Raw genomic sequence first — 18,055 nt, 5'->3', positions numbered from 1 at the left:
AAGGCAGACGAGAACGCCATGACCTCCACGGCCACGAACCCCACCCAGTCCGCCGACGGCACCCGGTCCTCCGGCGCCGCCCGTGTCACGGCCACCGCGGCCGACGACGGCGCGGCCGCCGCACCGACCGGTGCCGCGGGCCGCCCGGTCACCGACAAGGTCGTCGAATCCCCGGCCGCGGCGGTCGCCGACATCCCCGACGGCGCCTCGGTCGCCGTCGCCGGGTTCGGCCTCTCACACCGCTTCCCGTCCTCGCTGCTCGAGGCGCTCGCGGACCAGGGCGCTCGCGACCTGACCGTGTACTGCAACGGCCTCGGGTCGCAGGGGGCGCCCACCGCGCAGCTCCTGGCCGAGAACGAGCAGATCTCCCACCTGGTGGCCAGCTTCTCCTCCCGGCCCGGGCCGCCCACGCTCGCCGAGGAGCAGATCATCGCCGGCAAGCTCGACTTCGAGGTAGTGCCGCAGGGCATCCTCGTCGAGCGGATGCGCGCCGGTGGCGCCGGACTCGCGGCGTTCTACACCACCGTCGGGGTCGGAACCGCCGTCGCCGAGGGCAAGGAGGTCCGCGAGTTCGACGGCGTCGAGCACATCCTCGAGCGGGCCATCACCTGCGACTACGCGATCCTGCGCGGCTACCGGGCCGATCGGTTCGGCAACGTCCAGTTCCGCGGCGGCTCGCGCAACTTCAACGACGCCTTCGCCAAGGCCGCCCGGACCGCGATCATCGAGGTGGAGGAGATCGTCGAGGTCGGCGAGCTCGACCCTCAGGACGTCGACCTGCCCGGGGTGTTCATCTCCCGGGTGGTGCAGTCCACCACGAAGATCGACGTCTCCCAGCTGCCGCAGCGGGCCAACCGCTCGGCCGACTCCCGCCGGGAGTACGACGGCAAGCCAGCCCTGTCCCGGCAGGAGATCGGGCGACGCGCCGCCGCCCTCATGCCAGACGGCGCCGTCGTCAATCTCGGGGCCGGTCTGCCCAACCAGGCCGTGAACTACCTCGAGGGGCGGGCGGTGACGTTGCACGGGGAGAACGGGATCCTCGGCTACGGCCGGTTCGTCGGCATCGACGAGGCCGACCCCGATTTCCACGACGCCGGCGGCAACTTCATCGGCGTGCTGCCCGGGGCGAGTTTCTTCGACTCGGTGACCTCCTTCGAGATCGCGCGGGGCAAGCGGCTCGACGCCGTCGTCCTCGGTGCCTACCAGGTGGGTGCGAACGGCGACCTGGCCAACTGGGCCCATCCGGGCCGGCCCGGCGGTGGCATCGGCGGGGCGATGGACCTGGCGGTCGGCGCACGCTCGGTGATCGTGACGATGGAGCACGTGGACAGCAAGGGGCGGCCCAAGCTCGTCGAGACCTGCGACTACCCGATCACCGCCTCGGCCTGCACCGACGTCATCGTCACGGACCTGGCGTTGCTGCGGCGGGACACCGCCGCCGGCGGCTTCGTGCTCGAGGAGGTCGCCGCCGGGTTCACGGTCGAGGAGGTCCTGGAGCGCACCGGGATGAGCGTGCGGGTGGCTGACGACGTCACCGTGATGCAGGAGCAGTGGTGAGCCTCAACGACGACATCGTCGCGATCGACGTCCACACGCACGTGCTGGCCTCGGCCAGGGAGCGGGCCGCGGAGGAGACTGTCGAGTCGGCGGAGCACGCCAAGGCGATGGCCGAGTACTTCAAGCGCGACTTCACCCCGCCCACGGTGCACGACCTCGCGGCGACCTACCGCGAACTGGCCATGATGTGTGTGGCGTTCACCGTCGATTCCAGCTGGGCCACCGGCGAGGCACCCGAGGTCAGCAACGACGAGATCTGCGAGCTCGCCGCCGAGTACCCGGACACGATCATCCCGTTCGGCACCGTCGATCCGCACAGCGGCCGCCGGGGCGCCCGCGAGGTGCGCCGACTCACCGAGATGGGCGCGCAGGGATTCAAGTTCCATCCCTCCAGCCAGGCGTTCTACGCCAACGACCGGGACGTCTACCCGATCTACGAGGCGATCGAGGAGACCGGGACGGTCGCGCTGTTCCACAGCGGACACACCGGCGCCGGTGCGGGCCGGCCCGGCGGAGGCGGGATCCGGCTCAAGTACTCCAACCCGATGTACGCCGACGACGTCGCGGTGGACTTCCCCGAGCTGCGGATCATCCTCGCTCACCCGGCGTTCCCGTGGCAGGACGAGGCGCTGTCGGTCGCGCTGCACAAGCCGCACGTCTACATCGACCTGTCCGGCTGGTCGCCGAAGTACTTCCCGCCGACCCTCGTGCAGTACGCGCGCACGCTGCTCAAGCACAAGATGCTCTTCGGCACCGACTACCCGGTGCTGCCCCCTCAGCGGTGGATGCGGGACTTCGCCAGGCTCGAGTTCGACGAGGACGTCACCCGGATGATCATGCGAGACAACGCGGCGGCATTGCTGGGGTTGTGAGCGGGCCACGGCCCCGCGGACCGCCCGGGGAGACGACCGTTCGACAGACGGGACACAAGATTAGGACAAGGCCCGCTTCCGCCCGGTGAAAGCGCCGCTAATGACACCCGGTGCCATTGGGCTAACCTGGCACCAGGCTGCGACGGCGCACCAGGGCACCGTCGCGTGCACAGTTCGAGGGTGAACGGCGGGATGTCAACACAGACGAACGAACCGAACACGTCCGACCGGACCGAACTCGAGTCCGCACCCAAGCGCACCGCGGCCGCGCGCGTGCTCGCGCTCCTCGAGGCGTTCGCCTCCGGCGGGGGCTCGCTCACCTTGTCCGAGATCGCGCGCTACGCGGACCTGTCGCTGACGACGGCGCACCGGCTGGTCAAGGAGGTCATGGAATGGGGTGGCCTCGAGCTGGACGAGACCGGCCACTACCGGCTCAGCCAGAAGATCCTCGACCTCGCCTCCGCTTCCACGAAGGCGTTGCAGCTGCGGGAGACGGCGCTGCCGCACCTGGTGGACCTGCACCGCCGCACCGGGCTGACCGTCCATCTGTCCGTGCCGGACGGCCCGAATGTCATGTACCTCGAGGCCCTGCGCGCCCATCCGAACTACTCGGGGGAGAACCGGATCGGCGGGCGGTTGCGGATGCACGTGACGGCAACCGGCCTGGTGCTGCTCGCCTTCGCCGACGAGACGTACCTGCACTCGTACCTGCACGAGCCGCTGAAGCGCTACACCCCGCACACGATCACCCACCCGACGGAACTGCGCGAGCGGCTGCAGGCGGTCCGCAAGGACGGGTTCGCCATTGCGGCGCAGTCGGTCGCCCTCGAGGTCGGTTCGGTCGCCGCACCGGTCAAGGGGCAGGACGGCACGGTCGACACCGCCGTCGGGATGGTCTACCCGATGGACCGGTACGACCCGCGGCGGTTGGTGGACCAGGTCCGGCTGACCGCGAACCGCATCTCGCACAGCCTGTGCGAGCGACGCCGCCAACTCGATCCGCGGACCATCGACTTCAATCGGCGGCACGCCGGCATTATCTGACGCCGCCACCCGGAGGGTGACGCCTTGGCGTGCCGTCGTCCAGGCGTGTGCTGCGTGCCTGCCGGCCACGGCTGTGCGTGGCCGTGCTGGTCGTGCCGGGGAGCCTCTCGACGTCGGGATTCTCGATGACGAGACATGACGAGTCGGCACAGGGATGACGAGTCGGCACAGGAATGACGAGTCGGCGGGGGGAGGGGGATGAGCCCCGTCTTCCGTCCGACGGAAGGACACCGGCACCCGTACCGGGGAGCCGGGACACGATGAGTACGGCAACGGAGCTGCCCGACGAAGGGGAACACATGTCCGCGACTGCGAGCGCCACCGAACCCTCGGCCACCGGCGAGGCGCCCGGGCGCCTGACCACGCGCGCCGTGGTCTGCCGCGCACCGGGAACGCCGTGGGAGGTCACCGAGCTCGAGCTCGACCCGCCGAAGGCGAACGAGGTGCGCATCAAGTTCCACGCCGCGGGGATGTGTCACTCCGACGACCACATCCAGAAGGGCGACGCCCCGATGCGCATGCCGGTCGTCGGCGGACACGAGGGCGCCGGGGTCATCGACGCCGTCGGCGAGGGCGTCACCCGCGTCAAGGTCGGCGACCACGTGGTGTGCTCCTTCATCCCCGCCTGCGGCACGTGTCGCTACTGTTCCACTGGCCGGCAGAACCTCTGCGACGAGGGCAAGAACGCAGCCACCGGCGAGTTCCCCGACGGCACCTTCCGCTTCCACTCCGGCGGCGAGGACTTCGGTGGGCTGTGCGTGCTCGGCACCTTCTCGCAGTACTCCGTGGTCTCCGAGTACTCCGTGATCCCGATCGGCGAGGACATCCCCTTCGACGTCGCCGCCCTCGTCGGCTGCGGCGTCCCCACCGGCTGGGGGTCGGCGGTGCACGCCGCGGGCGTGCGCGCCGGACAGACCGCGGTGATCTTCGGCGCCGGCGGCGTCGGCTCCAACGCCGTCCAGGGCGCCGCGCTCGCCGGCGCGGAACGCGTCGTCGTCGTCGACCCGGTGGAATTCAAGCGTGAGATGGCCACCGTGTTCGGGGCCACCCACACGTTCGCGACCGCCGAGGAGGCCACCGAGTTCGTCCGCGCCGCCACCTGGGGCGAGCTCGCCGACCACGCGATCATCACCGTCGGCGTCCTGCACGACGAGGTCATCCACGACGCCCTCGGCATCGTCGGCAAGACGGGCCAGGTGACCATCACCGCGGTCGGCAACGGCTGGATCAACGAGAACCCCGGCATGCTCATCGGCTTCCAGCGCCGTATCCAGGGCAACGTCTTCGGTGCGTGCAACCCGCTGGTCGACGTCCCGCGACTGCTGAGCCTCTACAGGTCCGGGAAGCTCAAGCTCGACGAGCTCATCACCCGTCGCTACCGGCTCGACGAGGTCAACCAGGGTTACCAGGACATGTTGGACGGCAAGAACATCCGCGGCGTCATCGAGATCGAGCACTGAGAGGGCCTGAACCATGGCTGTGACCTCCGACACCACCGAGACCGCCACCGCTCCCGCCGAGTCGGACCTCCTGCTCGACGGCGTGCAGCTCATCGGCGGCGACTGGGTCGCCTCCGGCACCGGCCGCACGATCGACGTCATCAACCCCGCCAACCAGCAGGTCCTGGCGCGCATCCCACGCAGCGACGCCGACGACGTCGACCGCGCCGTCCGTGCCGCGGAGGAGGCGTTCCCCGCCTGGCGCGATCTCAACGCCACCGCACGCGGCGAGCTCCTCTTCGCCTGGGCCGATCTCGTCGAGGCCCGCTCCGCCGAGCTCGACTCCCTGGAGTCACAGGAGGTCGGACGTCCCAGCTGGGGGCCGCCGCCCATGCCCCGCCAGCTACGGTTCATCGCCGGCCAGGCGGACAAGGTCCAGGGCGTCTCGCTGCCCACCCACTCCCCGGACACCCTGGGCTTCACGCTGCGTGAGCCGTACGGGGTGGTGGGTGCGATCATCCCGTGGAACGCGCCCGGCCCGATGTTCGCCACCGAGGTCGGGGCGGCGATCGCCGCCGGGAACACCATCGTCATCAAACCGGCCGAGGACGCACCGCTGACCCCGCTCGCGTTGGCCAAGCTCGCCCTCGAGGCCGGCATCCCCCCGGGAGTCATCAACGTCGTCACCGGCTACGGTGCGGAGGCCGGCGCCGCCGTCCCCGCCCACCCGAAGGTCCGGCGCATGGGCTTCGTCGGCTCCCCGGAGACCGGTCGCTCCGTCATGGAGGCGTGCGCGCGCACCTTGACCCCGCTGCACCTCGAGCTCGGCGGCAAGTCGCCGCAGGTGGTCCTCGACGACGCCGACCTCGACGCCGCGATCCCCGCTATGGCCACCGCGATCACCCTGAACACCGGCCAGGTCTGCGCCGCGGGATCACGCGTGGTGGTCCAGCGCAGCATCCACGACGAGGTGGTCCGCCGGCTGGCCGAGCAGATGAGTCAGGTGACGGTCGGGCTGTGGCACGAACGCTGCGCGATGGGCCCCCTGGTCAACAAGAAGCAGCACGAGCGGGTCCTCGGCTACATCGACATCGGCAAACAGGCCGGCGCCGACCTCGTGCTCGGCGGCGGCGTCCCGGAGGGGGAGAAGTTCGCCGACGGGTTCTTCGTCGAACCCACGATCTTCGACAACGTCGACCCGGACATGCGCATCGCCCGCGAGGAGATCTTCGGACCCGTGCTCTCGGTCATCCCGGTCGAGGACGAGGCCGAGGCCATCGCGGTCGCCAACGACACCGACTACGGCCTCGTCTCCTCGGTCTGGACCCGAGACGTCGGCCGCGCCGTCCGCGTCAGCCGGGCGCTGCAGGCCGGGCAGGTCGGGGTCAACAGCCCGATCGGCGCCGCCGTCATCGGCGGGCCGTTCGGCGGCTACAAGAACTCCGGCTTCGGCCGCACCATGGGCGCCGACTCGGTGCTCGAGTGGACGCAGGTCAAGACCGTGTCCATGCGTGAGGCCGGATTCCCTGGCCGCTGAGACCACCGACGAGCGCACGAGAGATAGGGCCGAACATGACATCGACGACGACGTCGCCCACCACGACCCCCGGGACCGGCGAGCCGGCGCGGCTGACCACCCGCGCCGCCGTCGCCCGTGGGCCCCACATCGGATGGGAGCTCACCGAGCTCGAGCTCGACCCGCCCCAGGAGCACGAGGTCCGGATCAAGTTCGCAGCCTCCGGCCTGTGCCACTCCGACCACCACATCACCGCCGGCGACGCCCCCGTGCGCTTCCCGATGGTCGGCGGTCACGAAGGGGCGGGCGTGGTCGAATCCGTCGGACCGCACGTGCGCCGCGTCCGGCCCGGCGACCGGGTGGTGTGCTCCTACATCCCCGCCTGCGGCTCCTGCCGGCCCTGCTCGACCGGTCACCAGAACATGTGCGTCAAGGGCCTCAACGCCGGCAGCGGCATGTTCCTGGACGGCACGTTCCGGTTCCACCGCGACGGCGAGGACTACGGCGGCTTCTGCTCGCTCGGGACCTTCTCCGAGTACGCCGTCGTCTCCGAGTGGGCCGTGGTGCCGCTCCCGGGCCACATCCCGTTCGAGATCGCCTCCATCGTCGGCTGCGGTGTCCCGACCGGATGGGGCTCGGCCGTCAACGCCGCCGAGGTCCGCGCCGGCCAGTCGGTGGTGATCTTCGGCGCCGGCGGCGTTGGCTCCAACGCCGTCCAGGGCGCCCGGTACGCCGGCGCCCGGGACGTCATCGTCATCGACCCGGTCGAGTTCAAACGCGAGAACGCCCTCACCCTCGGCGCCACCCACGCCTTCGCCGACGCCGAGGAGGCGCGAGAGTTCGTCGTCGCCCACACCTGGGGGCAGCTCGCCGACCACGTGATCATGACCCCGGACGCCGTCACCGAGGAGATGGTCGGTGCCGCCGTCGCCATGACCGGCAAGGGCGGCAAGGTGACCATCACCGCCGTCGGGCACATCGACGAGAAGGCCGTGCACGTCCACGCCGGAATGCTCATCGGCTACCAGCGACAGATCCGCGGCGCCCTGTTCGGCGACTGCAATCCGCTGTACGACATCCCCCGGCTGTTGCGGCTGTACGACGAGGGCGACCTCAAGCTCGACGAGCTCATCACCCGGACCTACCGACTCGACCAGGTCAACGACGCCTACCAGGACCTCGTCGACGGCAAGAACATCCGCGGCGTCATCCTCCACGAGAACTGAACGCCGGACCCGATCCGTCCGGACCGACAACCGGTACCGAGCCGACGTAGTGCAAGGGAGCACCATCGTGCCGAACAGCATCCTCGACCCGACGGGCGCCGTCGCCGCGGGAAACGGCGCCCAGCCCGACGGCGCCCGGCCCGACGGCGCCCGGCCCGACGGCGCCCGGCCCGACGGCGCCCGGCCCGCGGCGACGCATGCGCCACGGGCCGGACGGCCGTCCGACCTGGCCGGGCTGCGCGTCGGCCTGCTGGACAACACCAAGCACAACGCGCGCGCGTTCCTGGAGGAGCTCGGCACCCTGCTGACCACCGAGCACGGGGCGCAGGTCTCGATCGCGGAGACCAAACAGAACTTCTCCGTCCCGGTCGACGCCGAACGCACCTCGCGCTACCTCGAGGCGTGCGACGTCGTCATCACCGGCGTCGGGGACTGCGGCTCGTGCAGCGCGGCCGCCGTCGCCGACGGCATCCGGTTCGAGCGTGCCGGACTGCCGGCCGCCGTCGTCCTGACCGACGCGTTCGACGCGACCGGCCGGACCATGGCCGAGCTGCAGGGCGACCCGGACTACACCTGGATCGTCACCGAACACCCGATGGCGGTGCTCGACCCCGAGCAGGTCCGTGAGCGGGCACGCCGCCTCCTGCCCCAGGTGGTCTCCAGCCTCACCGGGTCCGCGCCGTGACCGCCCGGGCGGAGACACCGGTGACGGCACTGGACCCCGACCTGGCCCAGGCCGCGATCGAGCACTGCTACGCCCAGGGCTGGTCCGACGGACTGCCGCTCGTCCCGGTCTCCCAGCCGCTGCTCGAGCGGTTCCTGGCGACGACGGACCGGCCACCCGGCGAGATCATCGGCCGGATGCCGCAGGTGGACCGCACCGTCACCCTGCAGACGGCCGCCATCAACGCCGCGATGGCCGGGTGCGAGCCGGAGTACTTCCCGGTCGTGCTCGCGGCCTGGGAGGCGCTGATGCGCGAACGCGCCACGGGTGGCGGAGGATGGCAGTCCACGTCCGGCCCGGCACCGCTCATCGTCGTCAACGGACCCATCCGCCACCGACTCGGGGTCAACTCCACCGGCGGAGTCTTCGGCCCGGGCTTCCGGCCCAACGCCACCGTCGCCCGCGCGATCGGACTGATCGTGCGCAACGCCTTCGGTGTCCGGCCGCACGAGCTCGAGCAGGCCACCCAGGGCATTCCCGGCCGCTGGTCGATCTGCGTGGGGGAGAACGAGGAGGAGAGTCCGTGGCCCCCGCTGGCGGAGGAGCTCGGCACACCCGGCAACGCCGTCTCGGCCACCCTGCTGCGCACCAGCGAGTACGTCGACAACCGGCACACCTCCAGCGCCGAGCAGCTGCTCGGCGACTTCGCCGACTCGATCGGCCGGTCCGGGGCATGGATCTTCACCCACGCCATGGCGGGGGTGGTGTTCTGCCCCGAGCACGCGCAGATGCTTGCCGCTGCCGGCTACTCCCGCGCCGACGTCGCCGCCTACCTGACCGAGCACTCCGGCCGCACCACCGCCCAGCTCGGCAGGGCCGGGAAGGACCGCGCCGACGGCCGTGGTGTCCGCGGACCGGGCGAACGGGACAACGGTGGTCCGGACCCCGAGCAGTTCCAGCAGACGCTGCCCGAGGGAGCCCCGATGCTCATCGCCGTCGCCGGCGCCCGCAACGCGGGCATCTCGATGGTGGTGCGCCTCTTCGCCGACTGGTCCGGCACCGCCGTTCCGATCGTCGCGCCCCCGGCAGGACACGACCGAGCCCCCGATGCAGGAGAGACGAGGTAGTCATGACGCAGATGGCCCGTGCCGCGGTCCAGACGGCACCACGCACGATCGAGATGCGCGAGTTCCCGGTACCCCAGATCGGCCCCGACGACGGCCTGCTCCGGGTGGAGGCGAACGGCATCTGCGGCAGCGACGTCGAGATCTACCGCGGTCACATGGGCGGATCGCGAGACCCGTTCATTCCCGGGCACGAGCCGATGGGCATCATCGAGCGGGTCGGCGAACGCGCCGCCGAGCGGTGGGGGGTCCAGGAAGGCGACCGGGTGGCGCTGGAGGTCATCGTGCCGTGCCGGGCCTGCGAGGACTGCCTGACCGGGCGATACCAGGCGTGCCGGCAGCGCAAGTACGGACACGGCGTGACCGGGGTGGACGTCGCGCCGAGCCTGTGGGGCGGTTTCGCCGAATACCTCTACCTCTCGCCGGGCGCGGTGATGCACAGGATCGACCGGTCGCTGCCGGTGGAGGTGGCCGCGATGTACAACCCCCTGGGGGCGGGGGTGCGCTGGGCCGTCGAGCTCGGTGAGGTCGGGCTCGGCAGCACATTGCTGGTCCTCGGCGCAGGGCAACGCGGACTGGCGGCGGTCATCGCCGCCAAGGCGGCCGGCGCCTCGACGGTCATCGTCACCGGTCTGCAGACCGATGCGCACAAGCTCCGCCTCGCCCGCGAGCTCGGCGCCGACCACACCCTCGTCGTCGACGGGGAGGATGCCCAGGACACGGTCGAGACCGTCATGGACCTCACCGCCGGGCGCGGGGTCGACGTCGCAGTCGAACTCACGCCCATGGCCGCCGCACCCGTGACCGACGCGTTGAAGTCGGTCCGGCACGGCGGGCGCGTCGTCCTGGCCGGGCTCAAGGGGCACCGGGAGATCCCGCTGGTGACCGACCTGCTCATCAACCGGGGCCTGACCGTCAAGGGCGCGTTCGGGGTGGACGCCGCGGCGAACAAGAAGGCGATCGAGCTGCTCGAGTCCGGGCGCTTCCCGCTCGAGAAGCTGCACACCCACACCTTCGGCCTGGACGAGGTCGGCCTCGCCATCGACACCCTCGCCGGCGACGCCGGCGAGGGCAACGCCATCCACGTCTCCGTCCACCCGAACTGAGAGGTCCGCCGTGATCATCGACGCCCACGCCCACCTGCTGCCCAAGGACTACCCCGGCGACGCCCCGGAGTGCTTCCCCCGGATGGAGCCCGTCGAGGGCAGCACGGACCGGCTGCTGGTCTTCGGGCAGACCCGTTTCCCCGCCAAGGAGGTCTTCTTCGAGGCCGAGCGGCGCGTCGAGGCCATGGACGCCTCCGGTGTGGACGCCGAGATCGTCAGCCCGATGCCCCCGCTGCTGCGCTACGACCTGCTCGCGGCGGACGGGTTGTCCCTGGCCCGGCACGTCAACGAGTTCGCCGCCGAGCTGAGCTCGCACGCACCGGAGCGGATCATGGCCCTCGGGCTGGTGCCCATGCAGGACCCGGACGCCGCGGCGGCCGAACTGTCCGCGGTCGTCGACGCGGGCCTGCCCGGTGTGGAGATCGCCTCGAACATCCTCGGTAGATCCATCGGCGACGAGTCCTTCCGGCCCTTCTTCGCCGAGGCCGAGCGGCTCGGCGTCGCGATCTTCGTGCACGCCATGCCGGCACCGATGGACCGGCTGCCGATGTCCGCCATGGGCACCCACGTCGTCGGCATCGAGGGCACCTTCGCGGCCGGCTCGATGATCCTCGGCGGGACCGCGGCCGCCTGCCCCGACCTGCGGATCTCGTTCAGCCACGCCGCGGGCGGGATCGCCATGACCCTGCCGCGGGCCAACTACTTCTGGGGCGGATCCTGGAACGAGGAGCCGGTCGAACTCGACCGCGCACTCATGCACGACGACGGCCCCTCCCCGCTGGAGTACGCGCGCCGGTTCTACTACGACTCGATGGTCTTCGACCGCCGCACCATCCGATACCTCATCGACCTGCTCGGCGCGGACCGGCTGCTCGTCGGCTCCGACTTCCCCGCCATGCCGCGGGAAGACCCGGCCGCCCGGACACTGCGTGCGATGGACCTGCCCGAAGAGGAGTGGCAGGACATCTCCTGGCGCAACGCACTGCGCTGGATCGGGCGCGAGCCGGTCGCCGCCGCACCCGGCGCGCCGTCCTTCCGTGGGACGGAAGGAGCCTGAGACGCGCTGCGTGACTCGGTGAGACTGCCAGGACAGCAGTTCCACCACTGCGGCCCACCGGCCGCGACGGCATCGTCGCCAGCGTTCAAAGGGGAACAGTGATGAGCAGAACCAGGAATGCCGGCCGCACCCGTCGGCTCGCGCGGTCCCTCGCCGTCGTCACGGGTCTGGCCCTCGCGGCCGCCGCGTGCAGCTCCGGAGCCGAGGAAAGCGGGGACGACGGCGGCACCGGCACCGGAGAGCCGCAGAGCGGTGGGGAGATCACCGTGCTGCTCGACGCCGGCTTCGCCGGCGGCTGGGCCACCGGGCTCGACCCCGCCACCTCCAACACCACCGGTGCGAACCTGCCGCAGAACTCGGCGATCTTCGGTGGCCTGTTCACCCTCGAGCCCACCGACGACGGCGGAGCCGAGATCGTCCCGAACCAGGCCGAGAGTTACGAATGGTCCGACGACGGCCTCACCCTGACGGTCACCATCCGGGAGGGCATCGAGTTCAGCGACGGCACCGAGATGGACGCCGAGGCCGTGGTGTGGAACTGGATCCGTGAGTTCAGCTCGGGCTCCAGCGGCGCACCGACGATTCAGCTCAACATGGACATGGAGCCGCCGGACCTGAGCGAGTCGTTCATGCAGAGCCTGTGGGACGCGTTGCCGGAGGACGTGGACCGGGAGATCGTCACCCAGCGGCTCGGCGCGATCCGCGCCGTCGACGACCGCACCGTCGAGATGCACCTCGGCGAGGTCAACGGCTCACTGGTCAACGGGTTCCCGGCGACCAACCTCAACCTCATCGCCTCGCCGAGCGCCTACGAGGAGATGGGGGCCGAGCAGTTCCGCAACGCCCCGGTCGGTGCCGGGCCGTTCGTCGTCGAGGGCAACCGGCAGAACGAGCGGCTCGAGCTCGCGCGGAACGAGAACTACTTCAAGGACGGCCTGCCCTACCTCGACGCGCTGAACTTCCAATCGGTCGGGGGCGACCAGGTCGCCTACCAGACTGTCATGGCCGGGCAGGGCGACGTCATCGAAGGACTCAGCAGCGTCAACCTCATCGAGGAGGCGCAGAACAACCCGGACCTCGAGGTCCATCTCGGCGCCCCCACCTCGCCGTACGTCGTCCAGCTCAACGCCCGCAAGCCACCGTTCGACGACAAGCGGGCCCGGGAGGCGATCTACTACGCCACCGACTTCGCGGCCATCAACGAGGGGTTGTTCAACGGGGAAGGCGAGATGAGCCAGTCGTTCACCGCCTCCGGCGGCCTGTTCCACATGCCCGAGGTCGAGGGGTATCGCGAGTACGACCTCGAGCAGGCGCAGCAGATCGTCGACGAGCTCGGCGGCCTCTCCGTCCAGCTCAACACCACGGACACCGGCGTGGCCCGGCAGGTGACCACCGCCCTGCAGACGCAGTGGCAGGAAGCCGGCATGGACGTCCAGATCGAGGCCCAGGCACTCAACGACGTCATCACCACCTTCACCGAGGGGGACTGGAAGTCGATCCTGCAGACCGCAGGAGCCTGGGACCCCTCGGTCGGCATCGGCGTCGGCATCCGGTTCGGTTCCACCTCGCCCTACAGCGGGACGCCGCTGCCGGAGGGCGCGGACAACGCCCAGCAGGCGCTGCAGGAGGGCCTGTCCACCGAACTGGACGACATCCTTGCCGACGCCGTCGCCACCACCGACGAGGAGGAACGGGCCGCGGCCTACCGCGAGGCGGCCGAGTACATCGCCGAGGAGGCCTACGGACCCTTCGGTCCGGCGTTCCAGCCGGCGCAGGTGATGCGGCCAGGCATCCACGGCCCGGGACTCGACGTGCCCATCCCGGCACTCGCCGTCAACCAGGGTGTCCTCTACGACCGGGTCTGGATGGAGCAGTGACGACCGCCGTCGCATCCCGACCCGAGACCGACCCGGGCGGGAGAAGCTCGTTCCTCGCCCGGGCGCGGACCTCGCCGCTCGCCCGGCTCGTGGTGCGGCGCGTGCTCATCGCCATCCCGTTGCTGGTGGCCGTGAGCATCCTGGTGTTCGCGCTGCTGGAGGCGATGCCGGGTGACCCGGCGCGCCAGCAGGCCGGGATGGACGCCTCGGAGGCCGAGGTCGAGGCCATCCGGCAGACCATGGGCCTGGACCGGCCGGCGCCGGAGCGCTACCTGAGCTGGCTCGGCGGCGCACTCACCGGCGACCTCGGGCGGTCCTCGGTCAGCAACCGCGCCGTCGTCGACCTCCTCGGTGAACGGCTGCCCGTCACGCTCGAGATCGTCGGACTGGCGTTCGTCCTGTCCATCGCGGTGGCACTGCCGGTCGCACTTCTGGCGGCGCGCCGGCCGGGCGGCTTCTTCGACCGGCTCATCATGGTCATGGCGATGACGCTGCTGGCGATCCCGAACTACGTGCTGGCCATCCTCCTAGTGCTGGTCTTCGCGGTGCTATTGCGTCAGCTTCCCGCGATCGGCTTCGTCCCGCTCGCCGAAGACCTGGCCGGGAACCTGCGTTCGGTGATCCTGCCGACGCTCGCGCTCGCGGTGCCGCTCATGTGCTTCTACGCCCGTTTCTTGCGCGGCGACCTCGTCGAGCAGATCAACTCGGCCGACTACGTGGACACCGCCCGCGCCAAGGGCGCCGGACCGTGGCGCGTGCTGTGGCAGCACGCCTTCCGCAACTCCTCCTTCGGACTGCTGACCATCGTCGGCCTCAACATCGGCACGCTGGTCGGCGGCACCGTCATCATCGAGCAGATCTTCGCCATGCCGGGCATGGGACAACTCATGCTGGAGGGCGCGCTGTCCCGCGACGTCGCGGTGGTCCAGGCGTGCGTGTTCATCTTCGCCGCCGTCGCGATCTTCGCGAACCTCATCGTCGACGTCATGTACGCCGTGCTCGACCCGAGGATCCGTTATGGCAGTCACTGACGCATCCGCGGCCACCGCGCTGGCCGCGACCGAGACCGAACCGGCCGAGACCGAGCGCGGGATCCGGTGGGCGCGCATCCGCCGTCGTCTGCTGCTGTGGGTTCCCGGCGGTTTCGTGCTGCTGCTGTTCGCCACCTGCTTCCTCGGCCCCGTCGTGCTGCCGCTGCCGAGCCCGGTCGGCGGTGACGTCCTGAGCAGCGCGCTGCCCCCAGGGAGCCCGGGGCATCCGCTGGGCACCGACATCAACGGCAACGACGTGCTCTCCCGGCTGCTGCACGGCGGGCGCGCCTCGTTGATCGTCGGGGTGAGCGTCAACCTCATCGGCCTGCTCGTCGGCGGGTCGATCGGGGCGATCTCCGCCTACCTCGGCGGCCGCCCGGACACCCTCATCATGCGGATCCTCGACGTGTTCATCGCCTTCCCGTCGCTGGTCCTGACCATCGCCATCGCGCAGGTCCTCGGGCCCAGCCTGCCGAACACGATCCTCGCGCTGACCGCGTTCAGCATCCCGGCCGTGGCCCGGGTGTCCCGGTCGGCCACGTTCCGCGTGGTGAACATGCCGTTCGTCCAGGCGGCGGAGCTGAGCGGGAGCCCGACCTGGCGGATCCTGCTGCGGCACATCGCGCCGAACATCGTGCCCCAGATGATGAACTTCGCGATGCTCGGCATGGGCATGATCATCGTGACGGAGGGGGCGCTGAGCTTCCTCGGCCTCGGGATCCCGCCGCCGGCGCCCAGCTGGGGCAACATGATCTTCGACGGGCAGCAGTCCCTGTCCGCGGCCCCGCTGATGGTGCTGTGGCCGTCGTTGGCGCTGCTGGTGACGGTGCTGTCCTTCAACCTCCTCGGCGAGAACGCCCGCGACGAAATGAGCGGCCGATGACCACGCAGGACCGGATGATCGACCTGGCATCCGCCGACGACGCCACCGCACACGACGGCGGCGACGAGCCGGCGCCGGTGCTGACCGTGCAGGACCTGCGGGTGACGTTCTCCCGCGGCGGGCGCACGATCCGTGCCGTCAACGGACTGAACTACCAGCTGCGGGCCGGGCGCACGCTGGCCATCATCGGCGAGTCCGGATCGGGCAAGTCGGTGAGCGTGCGAGCGCTCATGGGCCTGCTGCCGCCGAGCGCGTTCGTCAGCGGATCCGCACGGCTCGGGCAGACCGAACTCGTGGGGCTGAACGAGAAGGCCATGCGGGCCATCCGTGGTGATGAGATCGCCATGGTCTTCCAGGACCCGGCGCGCTCGCTGAACCCGACGATGAACGTCGGGCAGCAGATCACCGAGGCGATCGGAATGCACCAGCGACTGGACAAGAAGGCCGCGGCCGACCGGGCGGTCGAACTCATGAAGCTGGTGCGGCTGCCGGCCGCCGAGCGACGCTTCGAGGAGTACCCGCACCAGCTCTCCGGCGGGATGCGCCAGCGAGTGATGATCGCGATCGCGCTGGCCTCCGACCCCAAGGTGCTCATCGCGGACGAGGCGACGACGGCGCTGGACGTGACCACGCAGGCGCAGATCATGGAGCTCCTCGCCGACCTTCAGGACCGGCTCGGCACCTCGGTGATCATGATCAGCCACGACCTGGGCCTGGCCGCCTGCTACGCCGACGAGGTCCTCGTGATGTACGGGGGTAAGGCGGTCGAGCAGGCGCCGGCGGCCACACTGTTCAGTCACGTGCGGATGCCGTACACCAAGGCGCTGCTCGGCTCGATCCCGCAACTGACGACGCCCTCGCACGGCCTGCTGTCCGTGATCGGCGGCCAGCCGCCGGACCTGGCCTCGCTGCCCCAGGGGTGCGCGTTCCGGCCGCGTTGTCCGAACGCCAGCGACCAGTGTCTGACCGAACCCGCACTGACCGAGCACGAACCCGGCCACCGCTATGCGTGCTGGCACCCGGTCGGCGCAGCGGGGGCGGGTGGCTCCGCGGACGGAGACCGGGCGCGAGTGGAGGAGGTCTCGTGACCGTCATCGACGAGGCGGCTCGGACCGCACGCGAGGAACCGTCGTCGACGGAGCCGTTGCTGTCCGTGCGCAACCTGGTGCAGGAGTACGTCACGCGAGGGCCGGGTGGAGTCAAGGCCGGTGTGGTGCACGCCGTCACCGACGTCTCCTTCGACCTCATGCCCGGGGAGACGCTCGGCGTCGTCGGCGAGACCGGCTCCGGGAAATCGACGCTGGCTCGGGCGATCATCCAGGTGGAGCGGCCGGTCTCCGGCGAGGTCGTCTTCCAGGGGCAGGACCTCGTGACGCTGGACCGGCGGAGGCTGAAGGCGACCCGAGCCCGGATGCAGATGGTCTACCAGGATCCGTTCGGCTCGCTGAACCCGCGGTGGCGGATCGAGGACGTCGTGGCCGAACCGCTCGTCGGGCACACCGACCTCACCAAGGAGGAGCGCGGTGCGCGCGTCGACGAGCTGCTCGACCTGGTGGGGCTCGATCCTCGGCAGTACCGACGCCGTCGTCCGATGGAGCTCTCCGGCGGGCAGGCGCAGCGGGTGGCGATCGCCCGGGCCATTGCTCCGGAGCCTGCGTTGATCATCTGTGACGAGGCGGTCTCCTCACTCGACGTGCTCATCCAGGCCCAGGTGCTCAACCTCTTCGAGAAACTCCGCGCCGATCTCGGGCTGAGCTATGTCTTCATCGCGCACGATCTCGCCACGGTGAAGCAGGTCAGTGACCGGGTCGCGGTGATGCATCTGGGACAGCTCGCGGAGGTCGGTCCGGCCGCCGAGATCTACCAGGCACCGAAGCACCCGTACACCCGAGCCCTGCTCGGCTCGGTGCCGGTGCTCGACCCGGCCACCGGCGCGGCGCGGCGGCCGGTACCGCTGACCGGCGAGCCGCCGTCACCGCTGAACCCGCCGAGCGGGTGCCGCTTCCGGACGCGATGCCCCATCGCGCAGGACGTGTGCGCCGAGGTCGAACCGCGGCCGACCCCGATCGGCGACGGCGGGCGACGGGTCGCGTGTCACTTCCCGCTGGGGGAGTAGGCCCGCGACCGGCCCGACCAGGCCGCGACGACGGCGGCCAGTCCCGGAAGGACGGGCAGCACCAGTGAGGTGAGCCCGAGCCAGAGCGGGACGATCTGGTCGTAGGCGCCGCCGCCCATGCCGGCGACGGTCAGTAACGTGAGCGTGCCGAGGATGAAGAGCGTCGTCATCGTGGCGCGCACGCCACGGCCGCGGCGAGCCACCCACATCGAGACGAGCCAGCAGGCCAGTCCCAGCACACTGACGGCCACCAGTGCGACGACGATCGCGGTGCGGTCGGCGGAGACGTTGTCCGGACCCCACTGCGGATAGGCGGCCTGCACGTGACGTTCCACCGTGCCGAGGACCCACAGGTCGAGCAACGGCAGCAGGAGGCACACCACCTGCAAACTCGCGCCGATCTGGGTCGCCTGGACCACCTGCCTCGTCTCACGGGTCCCGGCGGTGCCGGTGGGGTTCTGCACGACCATCTCGAGCCTTTCCTCTGCCGGGCGTGGTGGGCCTACTGGAGACGCGCCACCCTCTCTTACGCCGTATATCGCA

16 protein-coding genes are annotated in these 18,055 nt (G+C 70.6%); 15 read left to right on the top strand and 1 reads right to left on the bottom strand.

What is annotated here, in order from left to right; translation table 11 throughout:
• Positions 1-18 precede the first annotated feature (18 nt).
• From ACFSE6_RS05705 to ACFSE6_RS05635, 15 genes are all read left to right on the top strand, one after another.
• A complete protein-coding gene (locus ACFSE6_RS05705) occupies positions 19-1,557 on the top strand; it encodes a 3-oxoacid CoA-transferase (protein WP_388003313.1) in 1,539 nt (512 codons plus the stop codon).
• The gene (locus tag ACFSE6_RS05700; RefSeq protein ID WP_388003310.1) at positions 1,554-2,429 is read left to right on the top strand and encodes an amidohydrolase family protein; all 876 of its coding nucleotides are present in this window, start codon (positions 1,554-1,556) and stop codon (positions 2,427-2,429) included. The genes ACFSE6_RS05705 and ACFSE6_RS05700 overlap by 4 nt, the downstream gene beginning before the upstream one ends.
• Positions 2,430-2,621: 192 nt before the next feature.
• Positions 2,622-3,473, top strand: a complete 852-nt coding sequence (locus ACFSE6_RS05695) for an IclR family transcriptional regulator (protein ID WP_388003307.1) — start codon at positions 2,622-2,624, stop codon at positions 3,471-3,473.
• Between the two features lie 299 nt (positions 3,474-3,772).
• Complete coding sequence (locus tag ACFSE6_RS05690) at positions 3,773-4,933, top strand: NDMA-dependent alcohol dehydrogenase (protein WP_388003304.1); 1,161 nt, start codon at positions 3,773-3,775, stop codon at positions 4,931-4,933.
• Between the two features lie 13 nt (positions 4,934-4,946).
• Positions 4,947-6,449 carry an aldehyde dehydrogenase family protein gene (locus ACFSE6_RS05685; RefSeq protein ID WP_388003301.1) on the top strand — a complete coding sequence of 501 codons (1,503 nt, stop codon included), beginning with the start codon at positions 4,947-4,949 and terminating at the stop codon, positions 6,447-6,449.
• A 35-nt stretch (positions 6,450-6,484) separates the two neighbouring features.
• Complete coding sequence (locus ACFSE6_RS05680) at positions 6,485-7,654, top strand: NDMA-dependent alcohol dehydrogenase (RefSeq protein WP_388003298.1); 1,170 nt, start codon at positions 6,485-6,487, stop codon at positions 7,652-7,654.
• A gap of 67 nt (positions 7,655-7,721) precedes the next feature.
• On the top strand, positions 7,722-8,339 hold the full coding sequence (locus ACFSE6_RS05675) for a UGSC family (seleno)protein (RefSeq protein ID WP_388003295.1): 618 nt from the start codon (positions 7,722-7,724) through the stop codon (positions 8,337-8,339).
• A gap of 20 nt (positions 8,340-8,359) precedes the next feature.
• Positions 8,360-9,445 (top strand): hypothetical protein, encoded by a 1,086-nt coding sequence (locus ACFSE6_RS05670; RefSeq protein ID WP_388003292.1) that lies wholly within the window; start codon positions 8,360-8,362, stop codon positions 9,443-9,445.
• A 2-nt stretch (positions 9,446-9,447) separates the two neighbouring features.
• Complete coding sequence (locus ACFSE6_RS05665) at positions 9,448-10,548, top strand: zinc-dependent alcohol dehydrogenase (protein WP_388003289.1); 1,101 nt, start codon at positions 9,448-9,450, stop codon at positions 10,546-10,548.
• A 10-nt stretch (positions 10,549-10,558) separates the two neighbouring features.
• Positions 10,559-11,605 (top strand): amidohydrolase family protein, encoded by a 1,047-nt coding sequence (locus ACFSE6_RS05660; RefSeq protein WP_388003286.1) that lies wholly within the window; start codon positions 10,559-10,561, stop codon positions 11,603-11,605.
• Between the two features lie 101 nt (positions 11,606-11,706).
• The gene (locus ACFSE6_RS05655; RefSeq protein WP_388003283.1) at positions 11,707-13,482 is read left to right on the top strand and encodes an ABC transporter substrate-binding protein; all 1,776 of its coding nucleotides are present in this window, start codon (positions 11,707-11,709) and stop codon (positions 13,480-13,482) included.
• Positions 13,479-14,513 (top strand): ABC transporter permease, encoded by a 1,035-nt coding sequence (locus ACFSE6_RS05650; RefSeq protein WP_388003280.1) that lies wholly within the window; start codon positions 13,479-13,481, stop codon positions 14,511-14,513. Before ACFSE6_RS05655 ends, ACFSE6_RS05650 begins: the two co-directional genes overlap by 4 nt.
• Positions 14,500-15,396 carry an ABC transporter permease gene (locus ACFSE6_RS05645; RefSeq protein WP_388003277.1) on the top strand — a complete coding sequence of 299 codons (897 nt, stop codon included), beginning with the start codon at positions 14,500-14,502 and terminating at the stop codon, positions 15,394-15,396. Before ACFSE6_RS05650 ends, ACFSE6_RS05645 begins: the two co-directional genes overlap by 14 nt.
• Positions 15,393-16,484, top strand: coding sequence for an ABC transporter ATP-binding protein (locus tag ACFSE6_RS05640; RefSeq protein WP_388003274.1), 1,092 nt, complete (start codon positions 15,393-15,395; stop codon positions 16,482-16,484). The genes ACFSE6_RS05645 and ACFSE6_RS05640 overlap by 4 nt, the downstream gene beginning before the upstream one ends.
• Positions 16,481-17,512, top strand: a complete 1,032-nt coding sequence (locus tag ACFSE6_RS05635) for an ABC transporter ATP-binding protein (RefSeq protein WP_388003271.1) — start codon at positions 16,481-16,483, stop codon at positions 17,510-17,512. Before ACFSE6_RS05640 ends, ACFSE6_RS05635 begins: the two co-directional genes overlap by 4 nt.
• Here ACFSE6_RS05635 and ACFSE6_RS05630 read toward each other — a convergent pair.
• Positions 17,491-17,982: a hypothetical protein gene (locus ACFSE6_RS05630; protein ID WP_388003268.1), complete on the bottom strand. Its 492-nt coding sequence runs from the start codon at positions 17,980-17,982 to the stop codon at positions 17,491-17,493. The genes ACFSE6_RS05635 and ACFSE6_RS05630 overlap by 22 nt on opposite strands.
• Positions 17,983-18,055: the final 73 nt, after the last annotated feature.

This window comes from Georgenia deserti, from assembly GCF_042680605.1.
In the GTDB taxonomy this organism is placed as follows: Bacteria; Actinomycetota; Actinomycetes; order Actinomycetales; family Actinomycetaceae; genus Allobogoriella; species Allobogoriella deserti.
Note: the sequence above shows the minus strand (reverse complement) of the source record. Positions and strands in the feature narration are given on the sequence as shown.